We start from the raw sequence: 26,117 nt of genomic DNA, 5'->3' as shown, positions 1-26,117 counted from the left end.
TCACGTCACTTCGCCTGTCTTGGAAGGTCAACGTCCTGGCATATGTCGTCTCAAGCCTCGCGGCAGCGGCGATCGTTGGCATCGATATGGTTCACAGAGGCGTCATCTGACGCCAACTACTTGACGGCGCCGCCATTGGCCTCTTCCAGCCAACGATGGGGGACTTAAGAACAGGGCATGCCCCTAGCCAGCTGGATATGAACTCTTGCGTTGATGGGGTCGCGGTGTCAGCCGAGCTCGGCCAGGCATGCGGCGAGTTCGTCTTTCCGGAACGGTTTGGTGAGCCGAGGCAGGTTTGGATCCAGTCCTTCTCGTTCTCCATAGCCTTCCATGATCAGATGCGCATTGGTCGGCCTGTCTCCCTCGGCGATGATGTCCGAACGGCTCGGCATCCGTCGGCCGCCGGAGGAGACGTCGACCAGCACGGCCTTGTCCGCCTGGGTCAACTCGGCACCGTACGCGAGCTTTCTGGCGAACGCATTATTCTCCACCGCATCGGTCATTTCGCTTCTCCTGAGCTTTCTCTCGCGACGAGCGCATCAGCGGAATAGGCAGGATCCTGATGGATGGAGGCATGGCCGTCGCGGCGCAGGTGGGTGCCGTCGATCTCCTTAATCAGGGCCTCGCCGCGCTCCTTACCGACCAGTTCCAGGAGGGCGTCGATCTTGGCCTCCATCCGGTCGTCGTTCTCCTTGGAGGAGGGCGAACCGACGTAGAGGAAATAGGCCAGACCCACGACCTGCCAGAGCAGTTGCAGAAACTCCGACTGCCAGTTCTCGAATGTGTCGCGCCCCATCACCATCAGATATGGTGTCAGTTCCGGCGCGACTCCGTGGTCCCGAGCTTCATCGACGAAGGTGAACCAGCCGAACAGCCAGTGCAGCCCAAGGGACACCGCGAAGAAACCGAGCGTGATCCAGGCGTAGGCGTATCTCTTCATGGGGTTTCCTGACGATGTCGGAAGTACGAGGCTCTCGCCTCTCAGGGGTATTGTACTGTGTTTCGGGGAGCCGAGCCGAACCGGATATTCAACGCGCCTGGTCGCCAAGCCGACACAGGAACGCGCACCTCGCCGGGCCGTTCGCCCGCCACCAGCAGGCTGGAGTGCTGCATGGGCAGGAGTTCCGACATGACTGCCAAGGCCATCTGGTTGGCCTGGTCCAGTCCCGGGAGTACATCGCCCTGCGGATCGCGAACACAGCTCCCGTCCGCGATGTTGAAAAAGTAGCGTTGCACATCGGCCTCTTGGGGGCTTGCTGGGCGAGCCTGCGCTTGCCTGCGACGGGCGCTCGCAAGAGGGTTGAATGGTCATTCGGAGCTGGCGGTTCCTGCGTCCATTGAGGGACCTTGTCAGGTGGGAGGTCGCTCGGTGCCTCGCTCAGCGGAGGCATATCCATCGCGTGGCTGCCCGGCGCTTTGTCCGGCGTCGGCTTGGTGCTGTGGGGCGGTGGGGAGACGCGCCTGCTTTTACCGTCCCCGCCTCACCCGCGAACAGGAACCATTGGAGCCACATGTCCTTTTTGCTGCGCGCGCTAGGCGCATCATCAGGAGTTTGCACCATGGCCGAGAAAACCCTCGACACCCTGTTCCACGACACGCTCAAGGACATCTACTACGCCGAGCGGAAGATCCTGAAGTCCCTGCCGAAGATGGCCCGGGCCGCGCAGTCGCCCGAGCTGAAGGCGGCCTTCGAAAAGCACAAGGATCAGACCGAAGGCCAGATCGAACGCCTGCAGCAGGTGTTCGAGATCATCGGCAAGCCCGCGCGCGGCAAGACCTGCGATGCCATCGAAGGCATCCTGGCCGAGGGCGACGAGATCATGGAAGAGTACAAGAACACGGCCGCGCTCGACGCCGGCCTGCTGGCTGCGGCCCAGGCCGTCGAACACTATGAGATCACCCGCTACGGCACGCTGAAGCGCTGGGCCAATGTGCTCGGGCTGACAGACGCCGTCGCCCTGCTGGACGAGACCCTGCAGGAGGAAAGCCAGACCGACGAGGATCTGACGACGATCGCTGATGCGGCCGTCAACGCCGAGGCTACACAGCCGAAAGCCGGGTAGGATCTTCGACCCAGACAGCCCCGCTGCCCTTGCGGCGGGGCTTAGGCGGCCCACCGAACTGACACATCGAACACTGCAGAGCAGAGGCGGCTGAACCTGACCTGCGGCTTAAGCGTCGGGCGCCGCTTCCAATGACGTCCTATCGGTCAAGCCTCACGAAGGTTCGCGATCGCCCGATCGGGTCTATGTCCTGGACGCGACGGAACTTGCGGCGAACTCCCAGGGTTTCAACGGCTGGAACACTCCGCGGTGGCGTGGGGTTTGAGAGGGCTTAATGCAAACGACAGACTACGAATTCATCGGCTGGGACGCGCTCGTCTATGAGTGGGCGCCAAAGGCGATCGGCGCCATCCTGATCCTCGTCGCGGCCTGGTTTATCGGCAAGGCCGTCAAATGGGCCCTAGCCAAAGGCATCAACCGCATTCCCGGCGCCGCGAAGGCCACGACGAGCGACAATCCCAAACACTCCATCGGCGCCAGCCTCGGTGATGTGGCTTTCTGGCTGATCCTGCTTTTCGGCGTCGTCGCCGCCCTCGGCGTCCTGAACTTGGGCCAGGTCGTCACCCCTCTCAACTCGCTCCTGAACCAAGTCGCTTCCTTCATTCCGAGCGTGCTGGGCGCGGTGCTGATCTTCTTCATCGGTTTCGTCGTCGCGACCCTGGCCAAGCGCGTCGTCGAGGCGGCCCTGCAGGCCGCCAATGCCGACCGCTGGCTTGGGAAGGCGGGACTGACCAGGGCGACCGGGTCGACAGGCGTCAGCTCGGCGATCGGGACCCTAGTCTTCGTCCTGATCCTGATCCCGATAACCATCGCCGCCCTTGAGCAGCTGGGCATCGAATCCCTGACGGTGCCTGCGGTCGCAGTTCTCTCGACGGTGCTGGCCGCTATCCCCAACGTGCTGGCCGCCGCGATCGTACTCGCCGTCGGCTGGTGCATCGGCCGGTGGGTCGCTCAACTGATCGAGCGGATCCTCCCCGCGACCGGGTTCGACCGCAGCATCTCCAGCCTAACCTCGCTGACGGCATCTACTTCTGCGGCCGCCGCGCCAAAAGCGGCCACCGTCCCCTACGCCGGCGACGTAACCCCGGCCACCGCGCGGGCCTTAGGCGGTGACGCGCCCAAGCCGATGACCCCGTCCATAGTCGTCGGCAAGATCGCCATGGCGGCCATCGTCGCCTTCACGGCCATCGAGGCGGCCAAGCTGCTGCAGTTCGGCACTATCGCTGTCACCCTTCAGGAAATCCTGTCGCTTACGGGCCACGTCATCGTCGGCGGGATCATCATCACCGCCGGCGTGCTGATCGGGGGCGTCCTGGCCAACCTCATCAACAAGGGCACTGGCGGGGCAGACGGGTTCGCGTCGACCTTGGTACGCTGGGCGACCATCGCTCTAGCGACCGCCATGGGCCTTCGGTTCATGGGCATTGCCGACGATATCGTGCTGTTGGCCTTCGGCCTGATCCTCGGCTCCGCCGCCGTCGCCGCCGCCCTGGCGTTTGGGCTTGGCGGACGCGACGCCGCCGGCAAAGTGGCCCAGATGTGGGCGGACAAGGTCACAAAGGGCCCGCCGGAATAAGAGGCTCGTCGGATCGATGATGGGCGGGGCGGGGTCAGGCATCCGCCCCGCCCGCTGCGCTAGAACGGCCGATTTTGGCCTGCCTGATGCCTAACCCAACGCGGCCTGCGAGGGCCAACTTCCTCAGAAAATGGGCGCGCCGCGATCGCCCCCTGACAGCGAACCTCTACTCCCAGAAGCGGACTCTCCGAAGGTCGCCGAGGCCTACATCGCCTGTTGCCTCGCAGGCCTCGGCATGATCCAGATCCCAGCCTATGACGTGAAACAGCATCTTGAGGCGGGAGAATTGGTCGAGGTGATGCCCGGCCATCGAGCCGAGCTGATGCCTATGACGTTACTCTATCCCCACCGCCAGCACCTTTCACACCGGCTGCAGGTATTTGCCGATTGGCTTGAGACGCTGCTGAAGGACAAGCTCTTATGAAGAGCAAAAGCCACCCGGGATCCGAAAGGCCTGCGCTCAAGCGGTCCGGATGACCGAAGCGTCCTCGCCGATCATGCGTTAGAGGCAGTTTTTGCAGACGTCAGGATTACCGATCGGGCCAGACGCGACTGGCAAAGATCATGGTGAGGCCGAGCGCAGCGATCCTGATGAATTGCACGTTCATCTTCACAAAGGCCAACGACTGACCGGCGGGTTCCTAACCCCAGCTCCCGGCCGCCAGCCATTTGAGCGCGGACAGGCTTGGCATGAACAGATATTCGCCGCCCTTCATGACATTGAAAGTCTGCACACCGTCGATGCGCTTGCGCGCCGACGCCTGCGGGATCGTGAACCGGCCGTCATCCTCATGCAGGCCAACGATCGGATCGCGCTCTTCGCCAAGGTCGACGAAATTGCCTCGGTTGATCCACTCCTGCTGCATGAACTCGATCGTGTCATAGGCACGCGCGCTGATGAAGATGAAGAACAGGCCGCGATCGCCTTCGGCATCGTCTTCCGGCGCGACATCCTCGGAATAGACCGGTCCGAAGGTCGAGGAGCGGCGGATGATCCGGTGGATGTTGACGTCGGTAAGCAGCGTCAGCTCGGAATCGCGGGGATTGAGTCGACGCATATGGCAGCCGAGCGGCACAACGCGGCCTTTGGGGTCTTCCTTGAACGTGAAGTCATTGTTGCGCTGCGGATCGGCGCCGAGGTCGGGATCGTCATGGTCGGGCGACAGCGTCAAGGGCGCGCCGGAGCGCCAGCGCCCGAACATCTTGGCGGCTAATAGCTCGCGTTCCTCCGGCGTCTCGCCATGCGCCTTGAGGAAGGCGTTGAAGCAGCCGACCCGGCTGTTGTACTTGCGCATAACGACGAAGGTGCCGTTCTTGCCGAGCGCGGCGGGCTCCGGCATGCCGAGAGGCTGGCCGTTCTCGCTCTCATAGCCGAGGATGAATTCGCCGGCCTTGATCGGCCGCTCCTCGCCTGGCAGCGGATCAACGCCGCTGCCCTCCACTGCGGGCTGGGAGATCGAATCCCGGAAGCCGAACGGGTTTTTCGCGCCATCCGGCGCACCGAAGCGATGCTCGCCGAGCAGGGTCACGCCGCTGCTCCGGTCGAGTTCGGCGCGCGCTGTCGCCAGCGCTTTGTCGAGCGCCGCATCATTCACGGCATAGATGGTCAGCGCGAGATGGCAGTTGCCCGGCTTGAAGACCTCTTCCCACTTTTCAGGCGCGTTGGGCCCGAAGTCGCGAAGCTGCTCCGCGCGTGCGGGCATGCCCTGCTGGAAGGGGAGCGGGAAGGTCTTGAGTTGTGCTTCCGGCAGGCCGAGCGCCTTCAGCCCCTCGAAGCTGAGTGCGGCCCCGATCCAGAAATCGAGATCGTCGCTCCAGTTGTCGGCCGAGGCGATATGCGGCGCGAGCCGGCCGAGGAGGTCGCGCGCGCCCTCGGCCTCGTCGAAATGGAGCATGGCGTGGATGCCGACATAGGGCTCCGGCCGGCTTCGCAGAATCAGCGCCTGGATGTCGTGCAGGTCGAGCGTGACGCTGTCGCGCCGGAAGCGCTCTTTCAGTTTCTGAAGGATCGCCATTGCTCAGCCCACCTTGTCGAGAAATTCGTTGACGGCATGCTCCATGCGCTGGAGCCGGCGCACATCGACGACGGTCACCTGCGGGTTGGCGACGAACCAGCCGGCGGCGGTGATCTGATGCTCGGCGATGAAGTCCTTGACCTTGGGGCTCGCAATGCCCGGCCAGCCCTCGACCGAGGCGAAGAGCAGGTCCATCAGGTCGGGGATCTTGGTGGCGAAGTCGTTGATATAGGTGTCCCAGTCGCCATCATAGGCGGTGGCGAACAGGATGCGCGTGTCGTTGTCGAAGAAGACGAAGCGCATATTGTGCAGTGTGCCGACCTTCTGTGCTCCGTCGAAATTGCCGTTCACCAGCCCGAAGATGCGTTTCAGCCGGTCCGCGCCGCCTGGCTTGAGGTTGGCGATGGCGGTAAGCTCCGAGACATTGCCGGACTGAGCGCCGACACGGCCGGCGGAGCCGGCGGTGCCCTTGAGGTCTGGATTATGCTTCGTCACCATCTGCTCGAGGGCGAGCTTGGCGAGCTGCGGCGCGTCGCCGGCCACTTCCTCGATCCGGCGGCGGATGGCCTGAAGGCGGGTTTCGTCGATCTGAGGGGTTTCTTCGGTCTCGGCCATGGCTGGCCTCCTTTCGTAAGTTTGGTTGACGATCGGATCGTCAGTCCGGAATGGCGTCGATGTTCGTCGGCTCGACGCGCGGCTGCGCGTTCATTTCGTGGCGGTAGCGGGCGGAACGTTCATAAGCGGCGATGCGCACCCGCATGATCGAGCCGAGCGGCTGATGATCGCGGATGCCGTGCCAGGGGTTGAAGGACAGCACGTCATCGCCATAGACCCGCCGCGCTGGCGAATAGGCGTCCTGAGGGGGAATGCGCAGCGTGGCGATCGGCTGGTGCGGCGAGAGATCTTCCGGCCAGAGCACCGCCGCATCCTCGACCGGCATCCTTTCGAGATCGGTACAGAGCTGGGCGCGCAGTTGATACTCCGCGCTCTGATCGCGGAAATGCTCGACCACCAGATCGCGCATGGTGGCGTCCTCCACCGCGCCGACATCCTTGCCGGCGAGTGCCCGGACATTGTCGGAGAGCGGTGCGGCGCTGATCTTGGCGATGTAGTCGCCGAAGCGGATCGCCGCCATCGAGTGATAGGTCTCGCCAAGCAGATGGTCATTGTCGCGCGCGAGACCGCGCAGCGTGGCGCCGGGCTCGACGCCGACCGCTTCGACCGCGGCTTCCACTCCCCGCGCCACCCCGGCCATGGCGCGCTGGAGAACGGCCGGGTTCTGGGCATTCTTTTCCAGAAGGCCGATGAGCTGGCGATATTTACCGATCGTGCCGAAGCTCAGGGTCGGGATATTGACCAGCAGGAAATCCTGGTTGCGGCCCTGGTCTTCGGGGAGAAGCCGCTCCCCCGCCACGCCAATGACCTTGATCGCCATGCCGCGCGGAGCCGGTATCGTATCGGAGTGAATATCTCCGGGCGCTGATGAGAGGCGGATCACCACGGAATAGGTGGCGGGACGAGCGAAAAGCCCCTGGCGCAGATGCTCCGGCAGTTCCGGGATGACCAACTCACCCTTCAGGAACCCGTGGCTCTTGGCATGGGCGTCGCGCACCGCATGGCGGTGGCGTTCGAAGGCCTTACGGTTAGTGCTCGCCATGATCTCGAGGATTTCGGCGGTCAGCCGCTCCTCGTCTTCGCCGAGAACCTCCACGTCCGGGGAATAGCCAATGTAGGTTTCAGCCAAGGGCACTCCTTCGCGTTTTAATTTCGATACTGCGGACGATTTCGGGTCGAAATCGCCGTTGATTTCGGATATCACTTGATGTCTGGTTTTACTGAGAACGCGGAACCGCCGAAAAGGTTTCGCACGTCTCGCCCGTTGGTTGGAGAACGAACCCATGCCGCTTACGCGCAAGGACACGCAGCGCCAGACGCGGGACCGGCTGATCGCCGCCGCACATACCTCGATCATCGAGGAGGGGGTCGCCGCCATGTCGATCCGCAACATCTGCAGCGCGGCCGGCCATTCGCAGGGTGCCTTCTACTCGAACTTCGCCAGCAAGGACGATCTGCTGGTCGAGATCCTGCAGAGCCATATCCAGGATGAGGTCACACTGCTTCGCGACCTGGTCGCGCACTGCTCCGGCGATGATATCGAGGCAACGCTCCAGGTGCTGGCCGCCCGGCTCGCGAAGCTGGCCGGTGAAGCGCAATGGTCGCTCCTCTCGATCGAATTGCAGCTTCACGCGCGGCGCGATCCGGCTTTCGCCGAGCGGCACCGGGAGGGCAAGGCGGCCTGCTATCGGATGTTCGGTGAACTCGTTGCCGATCTAACGCAACGCTTCGCACTGCGTCCGGCCTTGCCGCCGATGCAGACGGGCATCGGTCTATACGCGCTCTGGATGGGACTGGCGGTCCAGGGCGATGTCGAAGGCGCCATGCCGCGCGACGAGATGCTCGTCGGCTTCTTCCGCGCCATGGCTGGACTGGGTTCGTCGCATGAGGAGCAGGCGTATTCGTGAGCGGGATCGTGTCAGATCGTCGACGCATCGGCTGCGATGAGCACGGACACCCGCTCGTCGGCGAGGTGGATGAGCATCGGCGCTTCCATATCCGCTTCCGCGCCCAGGACGCCGACATCGACGAACTCGGCCATGTCAACAATGCTGTCTGGGTGACCTGGATCCAGGATGCGTCGGTGGCGCACTGGCTGACGGCCGCGCGTCCGCAAGATCGCGACCGGCTCGTCGCGGTCGTGCTGCGCCATGAGGTCGACTATCGCGGCAATGTCCGGGCGGGAGACGCGGTCAGCGCGATCACCTGGGTCGTCGGAGTGCCGCGCGGTGCGCGCTATGCACGATGCGTCGAATTCCATGATGAAGACGGGCGGACGCTCGTCGCCTCGCTGACCCAGTGGGCCCTTGTCGATCGGGAAACCGGCAAGCTGGCCCGCGTCCCGGTGGAGGTGGCGGCTCCGTTTCTTGGTGACGATACCGCGCAGAAGGAGATTGAATGAGCGATATCAGGAAAGTGGCGGTTCTCGGCACGGGCGTCCTCGGGAGCCAGATAGCCTTCCAGACCGCCTATAGCGGCTTCGACGTTACCGCCTACGACACCAGCGAGGAGGCGCTTGAACAGGCAAGGCAGCGTTTTGCCATGCTCGTCGAGACCTATGGCAAGGAGGTGGCCGGTGCGGCCGACGGCAAGGCCGCCGAGTCCCTGCAGCGCATCACCCTGTCCGCCGATCTCGGTTCGGCCGTCGCGGACGCGGACCTCGTGATCGAAGCGGTTCCGGAGCTTCTCTCGATCAAGCAGGCGCTCTACGAGAAGCTCGCGGGGCTTGCGCCGGAAAGGGCGATCTTCGCTACCAATAGCTCGACCCTGTTGCCGAGCGACCTCAAGGCCTTCACCGGCCGCCCGGACCGGTTTCTGGCGTTGCACTTCGCCAACAGCATCTGGAAGTTCAACACCGCCGAGGTGATGGGCACCGACGACACCGATCCGGCCGTGTTCGATGCCCTGATCGCCTTCGCCTCGGCCATCGGCATGGTGCCGATCCCGGTGCGCAAGGAAAAGGCAGGCTATGTCCTCAATTCCCTGCTGGTGCCGTTCCTGAACGCGGCGGCCGATCTCGCCGCCGGCGGCTATGCCGAGCCGGAAGATGTCGACAAGGTCTGGCGGATCGCCACCGGCGCGCCGATGGGGCCGTTCCAGATCTACGACATCATCGGCTTGAACACCCCCTACAACATTCTGTCGCATGGCGATGAGCACGCCCAGTCGCTCGCGGCATGGCTGAAGGAAAACTACATCGACAAGGGCAGGCTCGGCATCGCCTCGGGCGAAGGCTTCTACAGCTACAAACCCTCCGCAGACTGATCCCAACAAGAAGAACAGGAGTTCGCCATGCACTATAGCAGTGGAAACTATGAAGCCTTCGTGCGTCCCCGCAAGCCCGAGGGGGCCGACAAGAAGACGGCCTGGTTCGTCGGCTCGGGGCTGGCGGGGCTCGCCGGCGCCGCCTTCCTGATCCGCGACGGCGGCGTTTCGGGCGATCGCATCACCATATTGGAAGAGCTGGGAATCCCCGGCGGCGCGCTCGATGGTCTTGATGTGCCGGAGAAGGGCTTCGTCATTCGCGGCGGCCGCGAGATGGAGGAGCATTTCGAGTGCCTGTGGGACCTCTATCGCTCGATCCCCTCGCTGGAGATCGAGGATGCCAGCGTCCTCGACGAATTCTACCGGCTCAACAAGGACGACCCCAACTTTTCGCTCCAGCGTACGACGCAGAACCAGGGCCAGGACGTGCCCGACAAGGCGCTGCTGACGTTGAACGACAAGGCCCAGAAGGACCTGCTCTCCGTTTTCCTGGCGACACGCGAGGAGATGGAGAACAAGCGCATCAACGAGGTCTTCGGCGAAGATTTCCTGAAGAGCAATTTCTGGCTCTATTGGCGCACCATGTTCGCCTTCGAGGAATGGCATTCGGCGCTGGAAATGAAGCTCTACCTGCACCGCTTCATCCATCATATCGGCAGTCTCGCCGACTTCTCCTCGCTCAAGTTCAATCGCTACAATCAGTATGAATCCATGGTCCTGCCGCTGGTGAAGTGGCTGACCGATCACGGCGTCACGTTCCGCTACGGCGTCGAGGTCACCGACGTCGATTTCGACATCCAGCCCGGCCGCAAGCAAGCGACCCGCATTCACTGGAAAGAGCGCGGCGTCGAAGGCGGCGTCGATCTCGCGCCAGACGATCTCGTCTTCATAACCATCGGCTCATTGACCGAGAATTCCGACAATGGCGATCACAAGACGCCGGCGAAGCTCAACGAAGGACCGGCGCCGGCCTGGGACCTGTGGCGGCGGATCGCGGCGAAGGATCCGGCCTTCGGCCGCCCGGACGTATTCGGGGCCCATATCCCGGAAACGAAATGGGCCTCGGCATCGATTACCGCCCTCGATGCCCGTATTCCGGCCTATGTCGAGAAGATCACCAAGCGCAACCCCTTCACCGGCAAGATCGTCTCGGCGGGTATCGTCACGGTGAAGGACTCGGCGTGGCTGCTGAGCTGGACGGTTCATCGCCAGCCGCATTTCAAGAAGCAGCCCAAGGACCAGATGATCGCCTGGTTCTACGCGCTCTTTGTCGACAAGCCCGGCGACTATGTGAAGAAGCCAATGCAGGAATGCACCGGCGAGGAAATCACCCAGGAGTGGCTCTACCATCTCGGTGTACCGGTCGAGGACATTCCGGAGCTCGCAGCCTCCGGCGCCAGCACCGTGCCCACGATGATGCCCTATATCACCGCCTTCTTCATGCCGCGCCAGGCGGGTGACCGGCCGGACGTGGTGCCGGAGGGCGCGGTCAATTTCGCCTTCATCGGACAGTTCGCGGAATCGAAACAGCGGGACTGCATCTTCACCACGGAATATTCGGTGAGGACCCCGATGGAGGCCGTCTACACCCTGATGAATGTCGAGCGCGGCGTGCCGGAAGTCTTCAACTCGACCTACGATATCCGTACGCTGCTGGCAGCGATCGGTCCGCTGCGGGACGGCAAGGGCATCGACCTTCCCGGACCGGCCTTCCTGCGCAAGCTGCTGATGAAGAAGCTCGAAGGCACCGAGATCGCCAAGCTGCTCGAAGAGTTCCATCTGATCGAGGAGTGAACAGAGACCGGAAGGCACGCGCGGCGTGTGAAAGGTGATGAATGGCCGACGACGATCAGAAGAGCGAACGCGCCGCCGAGGTGACTGGGGCGCACGGCCATCATCACCATCATGAGCCGGACGGCGAAGCGACCATAATAACATTAGATTGAATGGTAACGTTGTCGGTGTTATCGTCCAATCCAATGTTATCAAACACCGCATCCTTTGGAGAGTTGGGCCGTCTGTTCGACGACACGGCGGCCTATGTCGGGCAGCTGTTCGACGCCCGGTTGGCGTTCGAGCCCGCCGACGTGGGTCTCCTGCCGTTTTTTCTGACCGACCGCTATCGCCTCGCCGAGACCACCCTGTTTGGGCGAAGGCTGCTTATCCTCGCCACCCTTGGCCAGGACGCGGAGACGCCGGCGGCCATCGCCAAGCATGTCGCCACCGCACGCTCGACGTCGGACGGGTTCGTCGTCGTCGTACTGACGGATGCGCTGAGTTCGGCCAATCGCCAACGGCTCATCCAGCAGGGCGTCAACTTCATCGTTCCTGGCAACCAGCTCTTCCTTCCCGAGCTCGGAGCCGACCTGCGCGAATACTTCCGGTCCGAAGTCCGGCCGGCCTTGGAGCAACTGACCCCAGCCGCCCAGGTCCTAGTCGTGGCCACCCTGCTCCAGGAAGACCTGGACGGCCAGACGCCCAAGTCACTGGCCGAGCGGTTCCAGTATTCGGCGATGACCACCGGCCGCGTGGTCGATGAACTCCAGCGGCATGGGATCCTCGATGTCGAGGCGCGGGGGCGGGAGCGTCGCATCGCCTTCAGCGAGGAGGGCGACGCCCTGTGGCGGGACGTCCGCCCCCTGCTGCAATCGCCTGTCCGCGCGCGTCGGTTGGTTCGACCCTTCCCCGAGGTGCGGACCTTGCCATTGGCGGGGGAGTCGGCCCTGGCGGACTATACCAACCTCGGGCCGCCTCCACTTGATATCCGCGCGGTGTCCGCGCGTCAGTGGAAGGCGCTGGTCTACCAGTACGACCTGGAGCCGGCCGATGATGACGACCCGGCGGCCGTCCGGATCGAGACCTGGTCCTATGACCCGCGCCTGCTCTGCCACCATGGCCCGGTCGTCGATCGTATCTCGCTGTTTCTGAGCCTCGAGGACCGCCATGACGAGCGCCTCGAACAGGCCGTCGAAACCCTGATGGAGTCCCTCGGATGGTCGTAGGCATCGATGTGTTCAAGGCGGCCTTCGCCGGCTTCGAGGACCAGTACACCCTGATCGGCGGCGCGGCGGCCGAGATCCACATGACGGGCGCGGGACTACCGTTCCGGGCCACCAAGGATCTCGACCTGGTCCTCTGTCTCGAGGCCCTGAAGCCCGCCTTCGTCCAGACCTTCTGGGCCTTCATCGACGCGGGCGGCTATCAGACCCGGGAGCGCAGCGACGGGACCCGGGACTTCTTCCGCTTCACCCATCCCGCGGACAAGTCCTATCCCGCGATGCTCGAGCTGTTTTCGCGCGTGCCGGATGTCATCACCGTCCCGAAAGGCGCGCGCCTGACGCCCATACCGCTGGACGGGACGGTCGAAAGCCTGTCCGCCATGCTGCTCGACGACACCTATTATGAACTGCTCCAGGAAGGGACGACGGAGATGGACGGCGTCCCGGTCGTCGATGTCCAGGTGCTCATCCCCTTCAAAGCCTTCGCCTACAACAATCTCGCGCGCGATCGCGCGGAAGGGGGGCAGGTCGACAAGCACAATGTCACCAAGCACCGGAACGACGTGTTTAAGCTCCTGCAGCTGCTCGGGCCGGCGGTTACGGTCAAGCTTCCCGGGGGTATCGCCGCGGACCTGGGAGCTTTCGTCGAGGCTGTGTCCGCTGACGAGACCTTCGATCCCAAGGCCCTGAAGCTGTCGCCTCCCGACAAAGGTAAGCTGATCGCGCGCCTGAAGGCGGTCTACAACCTGTAGCGTCATCGCCACCTGATGAGCCGGCCCCGGGCATGGAGGAACAAAGCGGGAAAGTTCAGGGAAACGCGCTATGGTTCCGGGGTGATTCCTTCAGCCGCGACATCCTCGACGCCCCCGAAGCCCGCTGGACCTGCGCGACGGCTCGTCTTCATCAGTCACGCCAACCCGGAAGAGAATGATTTCGTGCGCTGGCTTGGCGTTCAGCTCGCCAGCGCGGGCTACGAAGTCTGGTCGGACGTCACCAAGCTGATCGGTGGGGAATTGTTCTGGGAGGATATCGAGGACGCCATTCGCCACCACACGGCGAAATTCATCCTCGTCGTCTCCAGCGCCGCGTTGAAGAAGGAGGGCGTGAAGGACGAAATCCACCTCGCTGTCACCGTGGAACGCAGCGACAAGATCGAGAACTTCCTGCTGCCGGTCAGGGTCGATGATGTCCCCTATTCCGACTTCAAGGGGAACATCGCCCGTAAGAACGTCATCGACTTCAAGGCGGGGTGGGCTCCGGCGCTGGCGCGGGTGTTCCAGGTTCTGGAACGCGACGGTATTCCCAAGGGTGCGATCGCCCCGGCCGACGTCGCGTCCTGGTGCCTTCGTCGCTTCGACACGGATCAGGCGCCCAGGGCCGAGACCGAGCAGCTGTACTCGAACTGGCTTCCGATCACGTCCCTGCCGACCGAAGTGTCGCTGTTCTCCGTCGGGGTCGAAGAGAAGCACGTCGCGGGTCTGATGGCAGGGACGCGGCTGCCGTGGTTCAAATACTTCAAGCTCGTCGGGACGTTCGGCGCGGAGGTCGACCTGAAGCTGGCCCTGCCGGAGCAGATCATCGAGCGCCGCTACCTCGTGACGCTCGACGAGATGCTGGCGGGCACGCCGTCAGCGATGCCCTCGGTCAAACGCGTGGACGCCAGGCGAATGGTCGTCAATCTCCTGCGGCAGTCCTGGAACAATGCGATGGCGGCCAAGGGCTTGTCCGCCTTCGAGATGGCCGACAACTCCATCGCCTGGTTCTTCCCCAAGGACCTCATCGAGACGGATACGGCACACTTCATCGACCACACGGGCAGGCGTCGCCGGAAGGCGATGGTCGGCCGAAGCGAGAAACGGGGCGTCTACTGGCACCTGGGCTTCATCGCCAAGCCCGTCATGACGGACACGCCCCACTTCGTGATGAAGGCGGCGATCATTTTTTCCCACGACGGCAAGACCCCGCTCGACAGCGTGGAGAAGATGCACAAGCTGCGGCGGGGGTTCTGCCGGAACTGGTGGAACGGCCAGTGGCGCGACCTGATGCTGGCCTATGTCGCCTGGATCGGCGACGACGAAGGTCGGCTGAAGCTGGCCATGGGCGATTTCGCGGAGGTGGTCGTCGATGTGCGGCCTGTTCTGTTCGACTCGCCGGTTTCCTGTCCCGACCCGGCCGTGAAATCGAAAGCCCTCGTGGTCGAGGACGAGGACGAGACGCCGCCCGAGGCGCCTGTCGAACCGGACGAGGGTTTCGAGATCGCGGGAATGGACGAAGCCGCTGATGACTGACGTGATCCAGACCCTTCAGATGCTGCCCGAACCTCTTCTTCAGTTCGGGCATGGCCAGATGATGCCGGATCCGAAAGACGGCCTTTTTCTCTTTGGCCCCATGATCGACGAGGGCAAACCCGCCGAGATGCGGGTTGGGGTCATCGGCACCGACGAGGGGATCGCCCGGTACAAGAAGTGGGTCGCCCAGATCACCGGCTACATTCCCGCTGCCAAGGCCGAGCAGCACCACCTGGCCTTTCCCGGGTTCGAAGCCGCCTTCAAGACCAGATGGCCGGCCAATCCCGTCGCGGCTATCTCGATTTCGGCCGCAGCCCTGTCGAGCACCGTCCGGATCCCGGATGGGCACGAACGCGTCTACAAGACCGTCGACCTTTTTGACCAGGCCATCCGCAAATTCCTGCGGGAGGAAGACAGCAGTCCGGCGGTCTGGTTCGTGGTCATACCCGATGACGTCCATCGCTTCTGCAGACCGAAATCGACAGTGCCGCTGCCGGAGCGGACGAGGACGAGCCAACGATTCTCGGCGCGCACCGCTCGGAATTTCGTCCAGGCTCCGTCCATGTTCGCCGAGGACAACGCGGCCGCGGAGCCTTATCGGTACGAGGTCGATTTCCACAACCAGCTGAAGGCGCGGCTTCTGGACCAGAAGGTCGTCCTCCAGATCGTGCGGGAATCCACCATCGATCCGGAGGGCGTTAATGCGCTAGGCGGCAAACCACGGATGCTGCAGGATCCGGCGAACATCGCCTGGAACCTCTCCACGACCGCCTTCTTCAAGGCGGGCGGCCGTCCGTGGGCCCTGGCGGGGGTGAGAGAAGACGTCTGCTACATCGGCCTCGTCTTCAAAAAGACGGATACGGCTGGCTCGCCGGGAAACGCCTGCTGCGGCGCCCAGATGTTCCTCGGCTCCGGGGACGGCGTCGTCTTCAAGGGTGCGGTCGGGCCCTGGTATTCGCTGACAACCTCGGAATTCCACCTCGACGAGGCGAAAGCGAAGGAGATCGCGGGCCTGGTGGTCGAGGCCTATGTCGCCAAGCATGGTCGTCCGCCAAAAGAACTCTTCATCCACGCCAAACAGCATTTCAACGAGGCGGAGTGGCGTGGCTTCTCCAGCGCCGTCGGACCCGACACCCGGCTCGTCGGTGTTCGCATCCAGACCACGCGGGAGATCAAGCTCTTCCGCCAGGGACGTAGCCCCGTCCTGCGCGGGACCGCGCTCACCGTCAGCCCGCGGAAGGGTTACCTCTGGACGGTAGGGTTCGTTCCCGATCTCCAGACCTATCCCGGCCGGGAGGCGCCCAACCCCCTGTCGATCGAGATTACCAGAGGAGACGCCGACCTCACGCAGGTCATGCAGGACGTCCTCGGTCTCACCAAGCTGAACTTCAACGCCTGCATCTATGGAGACGGCACCCCGGTGACCCTGAGATTCGCTGACGACGTCGGCGAAATCCTTACCGCCGCGCCCATCGCCGACCTGCCGCCCCTGCCGTTCAAACACTACATCTGATCGACGCCGAGCCCCGGCCGCCATCGGTCAGTCGGGCCTTGTGCCTTGGCACAAGGGATAGCTGGCGCAGCCCCAGAACTGCCGTCCCTTCCGGCATCCCCGGCGGGCGGTCCTGAGACCATCGCGGACCTGCAGCTTGGACACTGGATGCCTCCCTTGACGAGTGGCCCGAACGGCCTGTCGAGAGGCTCGGGAGGGCGCGAGGGGAGCCACCACCGCTTCCACGGCGTCGTAGCGTTGGCTTGATTCCCGGTATGTTCGTCACCCCGCCGCCGACGCGACAACCGCGGCCGACCAATTGTTTGCGCGAGTTTAGCCTGCGGCTCACAACTCGCCAGGCTCCTCCAGCCAGGTGCGCACCTCATGGAGCGCGTGGCCCATGACCTGCCAGCGCGCCTTAGGCCCGCGGAGATGAATGCCATCCTTGCCGAGGTCGAGCATGATCCCGATCGAGAGCGAAATTCCTCTGGGCCCGGCAGGCGTGTCGAAGGTGAGCGTGGCTTCGGCCCTGGACTGGCTTGGGTTCAGATCCTCGAACCGATGAACCTGGAAGCCCGTCAGCTTGAGCTTCCGTGCGTCGCGACCGGTTTCATAGGCCATCTTTCCGGGTGTCTTGCCGGTGAAATTTATCGAACGGGTTCCCATCAGCATGAAGTTGCCGCTTCTCCATCCCGACAGATAATCGTGGAGCGCCTCCTCAGGTGAGCCGACCGCGAGGGCATCGGGCAGGCAGGGCAGGTCGCGCGCCGTCCAGGCCTCCAAGGCCTGCCTTTCCTCGTCCCGTCGGGCCGCGCTGGCCACGGCCTGGTTGATGATGTCTCCGACCGATTGAGCGGCCTTCTCCTTCTGGCTCGCGATTCGACCGGGTTCCTCGGCTTTCTCCTGGGCCCAGTCGACGAGAGCCTGGAACAGGTGCCAGGCCTTGGCGCAGGCGATCCTGTTTCCGTATCCGGAATCGCGGCCATGCAGGATCCCATGGCGATAGGGAACCGAGACGGCGTCGCCGGACATCCGGGGGCGTGGCGCCCGGATGAGCCGGATCAGGGCAGGGAGCCCGGTCGGGTGACCGACGATGGAATCAAACGCTGTCAGGTCGGCGTGTTCGGAAAAGACGCTGAAGCCGCCGACGTCATAGGCGAGTCCATCCGAGGCCATCAGCACGAGGGGCGTGGCGGCCAGGTAGCGGCCCTCCAGGAAAAGCGCCTTGGCCTCCTCGAGTTGGAGTTTCCGTTCGTAGGCCCTGTGGAAGCGGTGGGACCTCATGATCAGGAAGCGCAAAGCCGGCTCGTCGAAGATGTCGGCCAGAGTCTCTTCCGCATCGTCCGGGCGTCCGGCCTTCTTCAGGTCGATCGCGGTTTCCATCGCCGTGGTCGGCATGCTTCCGCAAGTGATCCAGCCAAGGCCCGCGAAGGCCGAGTTGAACCGGTCCGGAAGGGTCAGGACGCCGGCCTTCTCGACGACGTCCGCCAACGCCTTGGCGGCCTCTGCCAGTGGACCGTCCTGCGGTACGATCCCGAGGCTCGCGATGAGACGCGCCGCCTCCGCCGCCTGGATCATCTCGGCCGCGGTCGGATTCTCGGAAATCTTCTTGCCCATGCCGGATCATAACATCCGAACTAGATGGATGACCGCCGTCGCCGGAAGCGCGTGGGATGCGGCGAGTCGCGGCGGTTGCCGCGGTGCGACCAGACGCCTCACGGCTCTCAGGCCGAGCGCTCTCTGACCGGTTGAGGGATGAAAATGGAGGCGGAATGGATGCGCTGGCCCGGGGCGCAGGCGAAGGCGCTTGAAACGGCCTGACGCTTAAAGAAACAGCCCCGCCTTAAACTATTTCGCAGAACGCAGTTTGCTACCCATGTGCAACCCAGAACGAACAAGGGGCTAGCAGTTTCCTGCTAACCCCTTGAAAAATTGGTGGAGCTTAGCGGAGTCGAACCGCTGACCTCTTGCATGCCATGCAAGCGCTCTACCAACTGAGCTAAAGCCCCGGACCTATCGGTCTGGATCGCCCGGTTCATCTTGCGATGGCCCCCGGCGAGGCGGCGGAAACTAGGTCAGGCTTTTTCTGCGATCAAGCCCGTTTCGAGATTTATTTTCACCGCGTTCCCAAGGGTGAAAATACGCAGGTTTTTCAAACCGAAAGGTGTGAAAGGCCTGCTGTCCCGCCGCGTCTCCCTAACGGGAAATGCGGCGGGTGCAACAAGAATCTGAGCCTATCCACAAGCCCCGAAGAAGACGGGCCTCATGTAGCGCGAAGCGCGATAGGCCCGAAAATCAGTCGTCGTCGCGCGACGGCTTGGCGATCTCGTCATCGATCGAGTCGTCGTCTTCGTCTTCGATGAACGGCACGGAGTCGTCATCGTCGTCGGCCAGCAGATCGTCGTCGCCGTCGGTCGAGCCCATGCCGGCTTCTTCCGAGGCGTCGGCCGGGGAGTCCTCGTCCTCGTCGTCCGGCGTCAGGATCGGCTCGTGGCCTTCCTCGTCGATTTCCGGCGTCTTGACGTCGTCTTCCTCGTCCTCGTCGCCGTCGACCTTCTTGTCCTTGACCTGATCTTCCGTGTCCTCATCGTCGGACGGATAGCCGGGACGTGCGCGGCGGCTGCGCAGCTTCATCGCCTCTTCGGGATCGAAGTCGGTTCCGCATTTGGGGCAGTGTGCGGGGCGACGGTTCAGGTCGTAAAACTTCGCCTGGCAGTTGGGGCAGACCTGTTTGGCGCCCAGTTCGGGATTGGCCACGTTTGGATGCTTTCAACGGGTTGAATTCGGGGCGGTCCCTTGCCACCCCTTTGACCCGCTGTCAAAAGCTGTCTTTCGCGCCGCCCGCGCGGCCCTTCGCACAATACAGCCTGAAGCGGGTGATCATGCCGTCCCAACTGACTTCGCGCCGCGCATCCGCCCTGACCGGAAAGGTCCGCGCACCGGGCGACAAGTCGATGTCGCACCGGTCGATGATCCTGGGCGGCGTGGCGTCGGGCGTGACTGAGGTCGAGGGTCTCCTGGAAGGCGACGACGTCCTGGCCACCGCCCGCGCGGTTGAAGCCTTCGGCGCCAAGGTCGAGCGGACCGGCGACGGCAGATGGCGGATCGAGGGGGCGGGCGGCTTTACGACGCCGCTTTCGGTGATCGACTGCGGCAACGCCGGAACCGGGGTGCGCCTGTTGATGGGGGCGGCGGCCGGCTATCCGCTGACGGCGACCTTCGATGGCGACGGCTCGCTGAGGAAGCGTCCGATGAAACGGGTCACGGGACCCCTGGCCGAGATGGGCGCGGCGTTCGATTGGCAGGCGGCCGAGGATCGGCTCCCGGTGGCCCTGACGGGCGGCACGTTGAAGGCCATCGACTATGTGCAGACGGTGGCTTCGGCCCAGGTGAAGTCGGCCATCCTGCTGGCGGGTCTGAACGCCGAGGGCGTCACCTCGGTGGTCGAGCCCGAAAAGAGCCGCGACCACACCGAGCGGATGCTGCGGGCCTTCGGCGCCGAGGTGGGCGTCGAGGAGCGGGGCGAGGGCTGGAAGGTGACGCTGAAGGGCGGGCAGGCCCTGACCGGGACGGTCGTCGCCGTGCCGGGCGATCCGTCCTCGGCGGCGTTTCCCCTGGCGGCCGGTCTGATCGTGCCGGGATCCGAGGTCACGGTCGAGGGCGTGATGCTGAACCCGCTTCGCACCGGCCTGTTCGACACCTGGATCGAGATGGGCGCCGACCTGACCATCACCAACCGGCGTGAGGCCGGGGGCGAAGAGGTCGGCGACATCACCGCCCGTCACTCGTCCCTGAAGGGCGTGGTCGTGCCCGAGGATCGCGCCGCCTCCATGATCGACGAATATCCGATCCTGGCGGCGACGGCGGCCTTTGCGGACGGCGTCACCGTCATGCGCGGCGTGGGTGAAATGCGGGTCAAGGAAAGCGACCGGATTTCGCTGATGGTCGAGGGGCTGCGCGCCTGCGGCATTCAGGTCGAGGAGGAGCCGGAAGGCTTCATCGTCACCGGCGCCGGCCAGGGCAGGTCGGTGCGTGGCGGCGGCCTGGTCCACACCGCCCACGACCACCGCATCGCCATGAGCCATCTGGTCCTGGGCCTGGCCGCCGAACAGCCGGTCTCGGTCGACGAGCCTGGGATGATCGCCACCAGCTTCCCCGGCTTCGTCGAGATGATGAACGGCCTGGGCGGGCGGATCGCGTGAAGTCGGCGCGCGACGTCCTCGGTCGAGGCATCGCGGTCCTCGGTTTTCTGACCTGTCTGGGCGGAGCCGGCTGGACGGCTTGGATCGTCTGGCAAGGGGTGACGACAGGCCGGGTCTCGGGCAAGCATGGCGCCGTGCATCTCAGGGCCGAGGGCGACGCCTTCTTCTATTCGACCGTGGCGCTGAGCGGCGTCGCCTGTTTGGTTTGGCTGGGTCTGGCAGCCTTCGCGGTCGTGGTTCTGGCGCGTTGGAAGGCATGGTCGTGAACCGGCCGGGGCCGTCGGGCTGGATCAAGCCGATCCTGACGCTGGCGATCGCGATCCTGATCGGCTGGTTCTGCGTGATCGGAGCCCGAGAAATCGTCCAAAGCCTGGATGCCGGGGTGCTGAACAACCGAAAGGGGCCGGACGTTCTGTTGGCGGATCGTCCCATTCTGTTCTGGAGCGTCCTCTGCTTCTATGTGGCGTCGGTTGCGGCCGGGGCGGGCTTGGCGGTCCTGCTGGCCGGCCTTGCAATTCGTGATTTGGTCGGACGCCGGGACTGAGGCCTGCGGCTGGATTGGTCGGGCGATCCTCGCTATCAGGTTCGGCCTCCCGTGCGTTTGGGATCGAGATTGAAATGCGCCACGCGCTGCGGAGACCTGCTTGACCCTGATCATCGCCGTCGACGGACCGGCCGCCTCTGGCAAGGGGACCATCGCCGCGCGTCTGGCCCAGACCTATGGTCTGCCGCATCTGGATACGGGGCTGCTGTACCGGGCCGTGGGCGCAAAGGTGCTGGCGGACGGCGGATCGCTGGATGACGAAGCCGCAGCGACGCAGGCGGCGCGGGGCCTCGACGCGGCGGGTCTGTCGGACGATCCGCGCCTGACGACAGGCGAGGCGGGCGAGGCCGCCAGCCGTGTCGCCAGCTTCGCCGGCGTGCGGGCGGCTCTGCTGGAACTGCAGCAGGCCTTCGCGGCCCAGGCGGGCGGCGCGGTTCTCGACGGACGCGACATCGGCACGGTGATTGCGCCGAACGCTCAGGCCAAATTGTTCGTCACCGCGACGCCCGAGGTGCGGGCCACGCGCCGCTGGAAGCAGCTGACGGCGCGCGGTTCGGACATCGCCTTTGACGCCATGATGGCCGACATCCAGCGCCGCGACGAGCGCGACGCCGGGCGCGGGGCGGCCCCGATGGTTCAGGCCGATGACGCGGTCTTGCTGGATACGACCGATCTGGGTATAGAGGCCGCCTTCGATGCGGCCCGCCGTATCGTCGAGGCGGCGCGCGCGAAACACGGTCTCTGACCCATTTCGCAAATCCAACGCTCCCACCCTCGGCCTCCGCGGGCGTTTTGATCGTTCTGAACGGCCTCGCATCCCGACGACCTGATTCCATCTTTTCCCATCGCCCCGCGCGCCGCCTTTCGCTGCGTCAGGGGTCCACCTCGCGCGGGATCGTTATGCGGTCACGCGCCACAGCCCCACTGGAAACACCAGAGCTTCATGTCTGATACTCTCAACCCCACGCGCGACGACTTCTCGGCGCTGCTCGACGAACAACTGTCGGGTCGCGACTTCGGCGAAGGCCAGGTCGTCCACGGCCGCGTCGTCGGCATCGAAAAAGACATCGTCATCATCGACGTTGGTCTGAAGACCGAAGGCCGCATCGCCATGCGCGAATTCGGCCAAGGCGACGACGGCGCCCTGCCCAAGGTCGGCGACAACGTCGAGGTTTACCTGGAGCGCGTCGAGAACGCTCTGGGCGAAGCCGTCATCAGCCGCGACAAGGCCCGTCGCGAAGAAGCCTGGACCCGTCTGGAAGTCGTGTTCGCCGAAGGCCAGCCGGTAAACGGCGCCATCGTCGGTCGCGTCAAGGGCGGCTTCACCGTCGACCTGGGCGGCGCCTCGGCCTTCCTGCCCGGTTCGCAAGTCGACATCCGTCCGGTCCGCGACGTCGGCCCGCTGATGGGCAAGGAACAGCCCTTCGCCATCCTGAAGATGGACCGTCCGCGCGGCAATATCGTCGTGTCGCGTCGCGCCATCCTGGAAGAAGCCCGCGCCGAACAGCGCACGGAACTGGTCGGTCAGCTGGCCGAGGGTGAAGTCCGCGAAGGCGTCGTCAAGAACATCACCGACTACGGCGCGTTCGTCGACCTGGGCGGCATCGACGGCCTGCTGCACGTCACCGACATGTCGTGGAAGCGCGTTTCGCACCCGAGCCAGGTTCTGGCCGTCGGCGACACCGTCAAGGTCCAGATCGTCAAGATCAACCCGGACACCCAGCGTATCTCGCTGGGCATGAAGCAACTGCAGTCGGACCCCTGGGACGGCGTGGAAGCCAAGTATCCGGTCGGCGCAAAGTACACGGGCCGCATCACCAACATCACCGACTACGGCGCCTTCGTGGAGCTGGAAGCCGGTGTCGAGGGCCTGGTGCACGTCTCGGAAATGTCCTGGACCAAGAAGAACGTCCACCCTGGCAAGATCGTCTCGACCTCGCAGGAAGTCGACGTCGTGGTTCTGGATGTCGACGCCTCCAAGCGCCGCATCTCGCTGGGCCTGAAACAGGCTCAGGACAATCCGTGGGACGCCTTCGTCGCCAACAACCCGATCGGTTCGACCGTCGAGGGCGAAGTCAAGAACGCCACCGAGTTCGGCCTGTTCATCGGCCTGGACAACGACATCGACGGCATGGTGCACCTGTCCGACCTCGACTGGTCTGTGTCGGGTGAAGAAGCTATCCAGCGCTACCGCAAGGGCGAGATGGTCAAGGCCAAGGTCCTGGATGTCGACGTCGAGAAGGAACGCGTCTCGCTGGGCATCAAGCAGCTGGGCGGCGATCCGATCGGCGAGGGCGACACCTATCGTCGCGGCCAGCAGATCACCGTCACCGTGACGGCGATCGAGTCGGGCGGCATCGAGGTCAAGTTCGGTGAAGACGACGCGCCGGTCACGGCCTTCGTTCGCAAGTCGGACCTGTCGCGCGACCGCAACGAGCAACGTCCGGAACGCTTCGCCGTCGGCGACCGCGTCGACGCCATGATCACCGCCGTGGACAAGGCCTCGCGCCGCGTCTCCGTGTCGATCAAGGCGCTGGAAATGAAGGACGAGCAGGAAGCCATCGAGCAGTTCGGATCGTCCGATTCGGGCGCTTCGCTGGGCGACATCCTGGGCGCCGCGCTGAAGAACGCCGGCACCAAGGAGTAAGGCTCAAGCCGAAGGGCGCATCGCGTCCTTCGGTCGCCTCGCTCAATCAGCAGAGCGCCGCGCGCTCTGCGATAGCGAAAAGAATGAGGGCGGCGGGAGCAATCCCGTCGCCCTTTTCTCTGTCTGGCACACTGCTGTGTGCACTTCCGGACATTTTTCCTGCGAATGGCGCGCATCATTGTCGGATAAGGGCTTTTTACAGAGCCTGTCGAAGGTTAGGGTGTGGGCTCTGGATCGACGGCGGGCGAAACAGCCCGTCATTCCGAGCTCGCGGGGGCGCAGATGATCAAGTCCGAACTGATCGAGAAGCTTGCAGCCGAAAACACCCACCTGACTCACGCCGAGGTCGAGCGGCTGGTCAATGTGATCCTCAACACCATGACCTCGGCCCTGTCCGAAGGCGGCCGGGTCGAGTTGCGCGGTTTCGGCGCCCTGTCTGTGCGGTCGCGCCCGGCGCGCGCGGGTCGCAATCCGCGTACTGGCGAAACCGTCGAGGTGCCCGCCAAGGCCGTCCCCTTCTTCAAGAGCGGCAAGGAGCTGCGCGAGCGGCTGAACGCCTCGGGCGACGCCTGATCTAACTTTCTCAAGGAAATCTCATGAGCCTGCTGTCGGAGTTTCGCGAGTTCGCGGTCAAGGGCAATGTCGTGGACTTGGCGGTCGGCGTGATCATCGGCGCCGCCTTCAACGGCATCGTCAAAAGCCTGGTCGATCAGGTGGTGATGCCGCCCATCGGCCTGATCACCGGCGGCATCGATTTCTCGGAATTGGAATGGGTGCTGAGGGCTGAGAACCCGGCGACCGAGGCCGTCGAGAAGGTGGCGATCCAATACGGCGCCTTCCTGAACACCGTGATCCAGTTTCTGATCGTCGCCTGGGTCGTCTTCCTTGTGGTCAAGGGCATCAACGCCCTGCGTCGTCAGGAAGCCGCCAAGCCCGATCCGGCGCCCGCCGCGCCGACGGCGACCGAAGCGCTGCTGGCCGAGATCCGCGACGAGCTGAAGGCCCGCCCCAACGCCTGATCAGGCCTTGGACACGCGCCCGCCCAAGGTCGAGCGCGTGATCGCGGCGGCAGCCCATGCCTTGGGCATCGGTGGCGTGCGCGCGCAGATGCCGTAGTCGCCGTCGAACGGCGTCGGCGCCCAGGCTGCCGCCAGCGCAGGATCGTCGATGATGGCGTGGCAGTGTCCCCAGCCGCCTTCGCGCCGCGCCGTCTTCGCCAGATCGCCCAACTGCGCCAGCAGGCGCGGCGTCACCACCTGAAGCCGCACCTTGGCGGCTCCCAGCGCGCGGGCGGTGGCGATCAAGGCCTGGGTCAGAAGCGGGATCGCCTCGTGCGCCGTCTCCAGCGCGATCAGATCGAGAATATCCAGATAGGGCGGCTCGATCAGGCTGGTCTTGGTCATCTGCGCCATGGCCATCCCGACGATGCGGCTATCCCTGACGCAGGCCAGCATGACCGGCGGCAGGGTCAGGTCGGGGTCCGCCAACCGCCAGCGCAGGGTGTCCGGACTGCGATCCGCCAGCAGACGATCTTCTTGCGACAGCCGGCGCCAGAAGTCCGCATAGGGCGAGGCGTCCGACAAGTCGCGGAGCATCGTCACCCCCGCCGGCAGCGCCAGCGGTGTCTGGCGAAACACGCGCCCGTTCATCAGCCGTTCGCCCAGATGCGCGGCGGTCTCGGCGGAGGTGCGGCCCAGCAGCAGGCGCAAAACACGACCCTGGGCGCAGGCCAGACGATCGGTGATCCACGACAGCTTCAGACCATGAGTCTGCGGCGGCCAGGGCTTCATGTCGAACAGGCCGTACAGCGGCGCCGAGCGCGCATTGGCGTTGAAGGTGTAGCGGGCGAACAGCCCTTGCTGGTTCAAGAAGGTGCGGATCAGAGGCCGGCTGGCGCCCTTCTGGCTGGGCGGCACGATGATCGAAAAGCCGGTGGCGCCGAAGTGGTCCTGCGCGCCGTGACGAAAACGCTGGATGAAGTTGCCCAGCATGGCGACGGCGTTGTCACCCTCGTCGGCCACGACCCAACCAGCGGGCGCGCCCATCGCTATTCGCGCAGGATTGGCCTCGAGCCAGCGCCATCCGGCCGGAGACCGCTCGGGCCAGCCGACCTGACGATGCAGCGTGTTCAGCGCCTCATGGTCTGGAGCGGCGATCGGTCGGACGGACATCTGGCGCTCCTTCCCATTATGAAACCGTGTGCGTTTCTAACAAACGACCTAGCAGGATTTGCGCCATCAAGCATCACCTAGGGTTGTGTTTCGTTTTCCTTCCGCGTCACCTGGCCGCCCCCGCGACAGCCTTAACACTTGTTCGGATTCGCCCTCTGTGCTGGGTATGCGCCTTTCGCGCGCCCGATAAGCGGCGCGGCAGTTGGGAGTGAGCCGTTGAGGACGGATTTGGGGAAGGCGC

Annotated in this window: 27 protein-coding genes and 1 tRNA gene; 18 read left to right on the top strand and 10 right to left on the bottom strand. The window is 64.3% G+C overall.

Annotated elements, in window-relative coordinates:
* Positions 1-227 precede the first annotated feature (227 nt).
* Genes BVE01S_RS17135 through BVE01S_RS16705 form a run of 3 tightly spaced genes read right to left on the bottom strand, consistent with a single transcriptional unit; the run spans position 228 to position 1,236 of the window.
* Entirely contained in the window at positions 228-503 is a 276-nt protein-coding gene (locus BVE01S_RS17135) for a hypothetical protein (RefSeq protein WP_066624070.1), read from the bottom strand.
* Positions 500-940, bottom strand: coding sequence for a DUF6766 family protein (locus BVE01S_RS03010; RefSeq protein ID WP_066624067.1), 441 nt, complete (start codon positions 938-940; stop codon positions 500-502). Before BVE01S_RS03010 ends, BVE01S_RS17135 begins: the two co-directional genes overlap by 4 nt.
* 41 nt (positions 941-981) lie before the next feature.
* The gene (locus BVE01S_RS16705; protein ID WP_157076415.1) at positions 982-1,236 is read right to left on the bottom strand and encodes a DUF6894 family protein; all 255 of its coding nucleotides are present in this window, start codon (positions 1,234-1,236) and stop codon (positions 982-984) included.
* A gap of 323 nt (positions 1,237-1,559) precedes the next feature.
* Between BVE01S_RS16705 and BVE01S_RS03005 the strand changes: the two genes are divergently transcribed.
* The 3 genes from BVE01S_RS03005 to BVE01S_RS17360 all read left to right on the top strand — a co-directional run bounded on the left by BVE01S_RS03005 (position 1,560) and on the right by BVE01S_RS17360 (position 4,063).
* Complete coding sequence (locus BVE01S_RS03005) at positions 1,560-2,063, top strand: YciE/YciF ferroxidase family protein (protein WP_066624065.1); 504 nt, start codon at positions 1,560-1,562, stop codon at positions 2,061-2,063.
* A 274-nt stretch (positions 2,064-2,337) separates the two neighbouring features.
* Positions 2,338-3,639, top strand: a complete 1,302-nt coding sequence (locus tag BVE01S_RS03000) for a mechanosensitive ion channel (RefSeq protein ID WP_066624063.1) — start codon at positions 2,338-2,340, stop codon at positions 3,637-3,639.
* A gap of 130 nt (positions 3,640-3,769) precedes the next feature.
* Complete coding sequence (locus BVE01S_RS17360; RefSeq protein WP_066624061.1) at positions 3,770-4,063, top strand: LysR substrate-binding domain-containing protein; 294 nt, start codon at positions 3,770-3,772, stop codon at positions 4,061-4,063.
* Between the two features lie 217 nt (positions 4,064-4,280).
* Here the strand turns inward: BVE01S_RS17360 and BVE01S_RS02990 are convergent, their stop codons facing one another.
* From BVE01S_RS02990 to BVE01S_RS02980, 3 genes are read right to left on the bottom strand one after another with little or no spacing between them, the layout of a single operon-like run.
* Positions 4,281-5,654 (bottom strand): Dyp-type peroxidase, encoded by a 1,374-nt coding sequence (locus BVE01S_RS02990; RefSeq protein ID WP_066624059.1) that lies wholly within the window; start codon positions 5,652-5,654, stop codon positions 4,281-4,283.
* Between the two features lie 3 nt (positions 5,655-5,657).
* Complete coding sequence (locus tag BVE01S_RS02985) at positions 5,658-6,269, bottom strand: hypothetical protein (protein ID WP_066624052.1); 612 nt, start codon at positions 6,267-6,269, stop codon at positions 5,658-5,660.
* 40 nt (positions 6,270-6,309) lie between these two features.
* Positions 6,310-7,473: a catalase family protein gene (locus BVE01S_RS02980; RefSeq protein WP_218015899.1), complete on the bottom strand. Its 1,164-nt coding sequence runs from the start codon at positions 7,471-7,473 to the stop codon at positions 6,310-6,312.
* 79 nt (positions 7,474-7,552) lie between these two features.
* Between BVE01S_RS02980 and BVE01S_RS02975 the strand changes: the two genes are divergently transcribed.
* The 8 genes from BVE01S_RS02975 (at position 7,553) to BVE01S_RS02940 (ending at position 16,333) form a co-directional block, all read left to right on the top strand.
* Positions 7,553-8,176, top strand: a complete 624-nt coding sequence (locus BVE01S_RS02975; RefSeq protein WP_007407173.1) for a TetR/AcrR family transcriptional regulator — start codon at positions 7,553-7,555, stop codon at positions 8,174-8,176.
* Positions 8,173-8,670: an acyl-CoA thioesterase gene (locus BVE01S_RS02970; protein ID WP_244878347.1), complete on the top strand. Its 498-nt coding sequence runs from the start codon at positions 8,173-8,175 to the stop codon at positions 8,668-8,670. Before BVE01S_RS02975 ends, BVE01S_RS02970 begins: the two co-directional genes overlap by 4 nt.
* The gene (locus BVE01S_RS02965; RefSeq protein ID WP_007407172.1) at positions 8,667-9,533 is read left to right on the top strand and encodes a 3-hydroxyacyl-CoA dehydrogenase; all 867 of its coding nucleotides are present in this window, start codon (positions 8,667-8,669) and stop codon (positions 9,531-9,533) included. Before BVE01S_RS02970 ends, BVE01S_RS02965 begins: the two co-directional genes overlap by 4 nt.
* Before the next feature lie 27 nt (positions 9,534-9,560).
* Positions 9,561-11,327: an oleate hydratase gene (locus tag BVE01S_RS02960; RefSeq protein ID WP_007407174.1), complete on the top strand. Its 1,767-nt coding sequence runs from the start codon at positions 9,561-9,563 to the stop codon at positions 11,325-11,327.
* A 215-nt stretch (positions 11,328-11,542) separates the two neighbouring features.
* Positions 11,543-12,535 (top strand): helix-turn-helix domain-containing protein, encoded by a 993-nt coding sequence (locus tag BVE01S_RS02955; protein ID WP_066624049.1) that lies wholly within the window; start codon positions 11,543-11,545, stop codon positions 12,533-12,535.
* Complete coding sequence (locus tag BVE01S_RS02950) at positions 12,526-13,284, top strand: hypothetical protein (protein ID WP_066624046.1); 759 nt, start codon at positions 12,526-12,528, stop codon at positions 13,282-13,284. The genes BVE01S_RS02955 and BVE01S_RS02950 overlap by 10 nt, the downstream gene beginning before the upstream one ends.
* Positions 13,285-13,299: 15 nt before the next feature.
* The gene (locus BVE01S_RS02945; protein WP_084375251.1) at positions 13,300-14,820 is read left to right on the top strand and encodes a toll/interleukin-1 receptor domain-containing protein; all 1,521 of its coding nucleotides are present in this window, start codon (positions 13,300-13,302) and stop codon (positions 14,818-14,820) included.
* A gap of 19 nt (positions 14,821-14,839) precedes the next feature.
* A complete protein-coding gene (locus BVE01S_RS02940) occupies positions 14,840-16,333 on the top strand; it encodes an argonaute/piwi family protein (RefSeq protein WP_218015898.1) in 1,494 nt (497 codons plus the stop codon).
* Between the two features lie 324 nt (positions 16,334-16,657).
* Here the strand turns inward: BVE01S_RS02940 and BVE01S_RS02935 are convergent, their stop codons facing one another.
* The 3 genes from BVE01S_RS02935 to BVE01S_RS02925 all read right to left on the bottom strand — a co-directional run bounded on the left by BVE01S_RS02935 (position 16,658) and on the right by BVE01S_RS02925 (position 19,069).
* Positions 16,658-17,929, bottom strand: a complete 1,272-nt coding sequence (locus BVE01S_RS02935) for a hypothetical protein (protein ID WP_066624032.1) — start codon at positions 17,927-17,929, stop codon at positions 16,658-16,660.
* A gap of 316 nt (positions 17,930-18,245) precedes the next feature.
* Positions 18,246-18,321 (bottom strand) — tRNA-Ala (locus tag BVE01S_RS02930).
* Positions 18,322-18,607: 286 nt separating this feature from the next.
* Positions 18,608-19,069 (bottom strand): TIGR02300 family protein, encoded by a 462-nt coding sequence (locus BVE01S_RS02925; protein ID WP_055752793.1) that lies wholly within the window; start codon positions 19,067-19,069, stop codon positions 18,608-18,610.
* Between the two features lie 122 nt (positions 19,070-19,191).
* Here BVE01S_RS02925 and aroA point away from each other — a divergent pair, with 122 nt between their 5' ends.
* From aroA to mscL, 7 genes are all read left to right on the top strand, one after another.
* Positions 19,192-20,514, top strand: a complete 1,323-nt coding sequence (aroA, locus tag BVE01S_RS02920; protein ID WP_370667549.1) for a 3-phosphoshikimate 1-carboxyvinyltransferase — start codon at positions 19,192-19,194, stop codon at positions 20,512-20,514.
* A complete protein-coding gene (locus BVE01S_RS02915; RefSeq protein WP_066624029.1) occupies positions 20,511-20,780 on the top strand; it encodes a hypothetical protein in 270 nt (89 codons plus the stop codon). Before aroA ends, BVE01S_RS02915 begins: the two co-directional genes overlap by 4 nt.
* Complete coding sequence (locus BVE01S_RS02910; RefSeq protein WP_146111997.1) at positions 20,777-21,058, top strand: hypothetical protein; 282 nt, start codon at positions 20,777-20,779, stop codon at positions 21,056-21,058. Before BVE01S_RS02915 ends, BVE01S_RS02910 begins: the two co-directional genes overlap by 4 nt.
* Positions 21,059-21,158: 100 nt before the next feature.
* Positions 21,159-21,803, top strand: coding sequence for a (d)CMP kinase (gene cmk / locus BVE01S_RS02905; RefSeq protein WP_066624023.1), 645 nt, complete (start codon positions 21,159-21,161; stop codon positions 21,801-21,803).
* Positions 21,804-22,001: 198 nt separating this feature from the next.
* Positions 22,002-23,705, top strand: coding sequence for a 30S ribosomal protein S1 (gene rpsA / locus BVE01S_RS02900; RefSeq protein ID WP_066552585.1), 1,704 nt, complete (start codon positions 22,002-22,004; stop codon positions 23,703-23,705).
* 282 nt (positions 23,706-23,987) lie between these two features.
* On the top strand, positions 23,988-24,278 hold the full coding sequence (locus tag BVE01S_RS02895; RefSeq protein ID WP_039244165.1) for an integration host factor subunit beta: 291 nt from the start codon (positions 23,988-23,990) through the stop codon (positions 24,276-24,278).
* A 23-nt stretch (positions 24,279-24,301) separates the two neighbouring features.
* The gene (gene mscL, locus BVE01S_RS02890) at positions 24,302-24,724 is read left to right on the top strand and encodes a large-conductance mechanosensitive channel protein MscL (protein WP_066624021.1); all 423 of its coding nucleotides are present in this window, start codon (positions 24,302-24,304) and stop codon (positions 24,722-24,724) included.
* Here mscL and BVE01S_RS02885 read toward each other — a convergent pair whose 3' ends face one another.
* Positions 24,725-25,876, bottom strand: coding sequence for a hypothetical protein (locus BVE01S_RS02885; protein ID WP_066624014.1), 1,152 nt, complete (start codon positions 25,874-25,876; stop codon positions 24,725-24,727). It abuts the gene before it with no gap.
* Positions 25,877-26,117: the final 241 nt, after the last annotated feature.

Source organism: Brevundimonas vesicularis NBRC 12165, from assembly GCF_001592205.1.
In the GTDB taxonomy this organism is placed as follows: domain Bacteria; phylum Pseudomonadota; class Alphaproteobacteria; order Caulobacterales; family Caulobacteraceae; genus Brevundimonas; species Brevundimonas vesicularis.
The sequence above is the reverse complement of the archived record's forward strand: the minus strand, read 5'-3'. Positions and strand labels throughout refer to the sequence as shown.

Bases quoted from the DNA above. Each gene is read 5' to 3' on its own strand.
- BVE01S_RS02965 (WP_007407172.1), top strand. From the start codon at position 8,667: ATGAGCGATATCAGGAAAGTGGCGGTTCTCGGCACGGGCGTCCTCGGG.
- BVE01S_RS03005 (WP_066624065.1), top strand. From the start codon at position 1,560: ATGGCCGAGAAAACCCTCGACACCCTGTTCCACGACACGCTCAAGGAC.
- BVE01S_RS17135 (WP_066624070.1), bottom strand. From the start codon at position 503: ATGACCGATGCGGTGGAGAATAATGCGTTCGCCAGAAAGCTCGCGTAC.
- rpsA (WP_066552585.1), top strand. From the start codon at position 22,002: ATGTCTGATACTCTCAACCCCACGCGCGACGACTTCTCGGCGCTGCTC.
- BVE01S_RS03010 (WP_066624067.1), bottom strand. From the start codon at position 940: ATGAAGAGATACGCCTACGCCTGGATCACGCTCGGTTTCTTCGCGGTG.
- BVE01S_RS02950 (WP_066624046.1), top strand. From the start codon at position 12,526: ATGGTCGTAGGCATCGATGTGTTCAAGGCGGCCTTCGCCGGCTTCGAG.
- BVE01S_RS02945 (WP_084375251.1), top strand. From the start codon at position 13,300: ATGAGCCGGCCCCGGGCATGGAGGAACAAAGCGGGAAAGTTCAGGGAA.
- BVE01S_RS02990 (WP_066624059.1), bottom strand. From the start codon at position 5,654: ATGGCGATCCTTCAGAAACTGAAAGAGCGCTTCCGGCGCGACAGCGTC.
- BVE01S_RS02940 (WP_218015898.1), top strand. From the start codon at position 14,840: ATGCTGCCCGAACCTCTTCTTCAGTTCGGGCATGGCCAGATGATGCCG.
- BVE01S_RS02960 (WP_007407174.1), top strand. From the start codon at position 9,561: ATGCACTATAGCAGTGGAAACTATGAAGCCTTCGTGCGTCCCCGCAAG.
- BVE01S_RS17360 (WP_066624061.1), top strand. From the start codon at position 3,770: ATGGGCGCGCCGCGATCGCCCCCTGACAGCGAACCTCTACTCCCAGAA.
- BVE01S_RS02985 (WP_066624052.1), bottom strand. From the start codon at position 6,269: ATGGCCGAGACCGAAGAAACCCCTCAGATCGACGAAACCCGCCTTCAG.
- BVE01S_RS02975 (WP_007407173.1), top strand. From the start codon at position 7,553: ATGCCGCTTACGCGCAAGGACACGCAGCGCCAGACGCGGGACCGGCTG.
- mscL (WP_066624021.1), top strand. From the start codon at position 24,302: ATGAGCCTGCTGTCGGAGTTTCGCGAGTTCGCGGTCAAGGGCAATGTC.
- BVE01S_RS03000 (WP_066624063.1), top strand. From the start codon at position 2,338: ATGCAAACGACAGACTACGAATTCATCGGCTGGGACGCGCTCGTCTAT.
- BVE01S_RS02895 (WP_039244165.1), top strand. From the start codon at position 23,988: ATGATCAAGTCCGAACTGATCGAGAAGCTTGCAGCCGAAAACACCCAC.
- BVE01S_RS02885 (WP_066624014.1), bottom strand. From the start codon at position 25,876: ATGTCCGTCCGACCGATCGCCGCTCCAGACCATGAGGCGCTGAACACG.
- BVE01S_RS02935 (WP_066624032.1), bottom strand. From the start codon at position 17,929: ATGGGCAAGAAGATTTCCGAGAATCCGACCGCGGCCGAGATGATCCAG.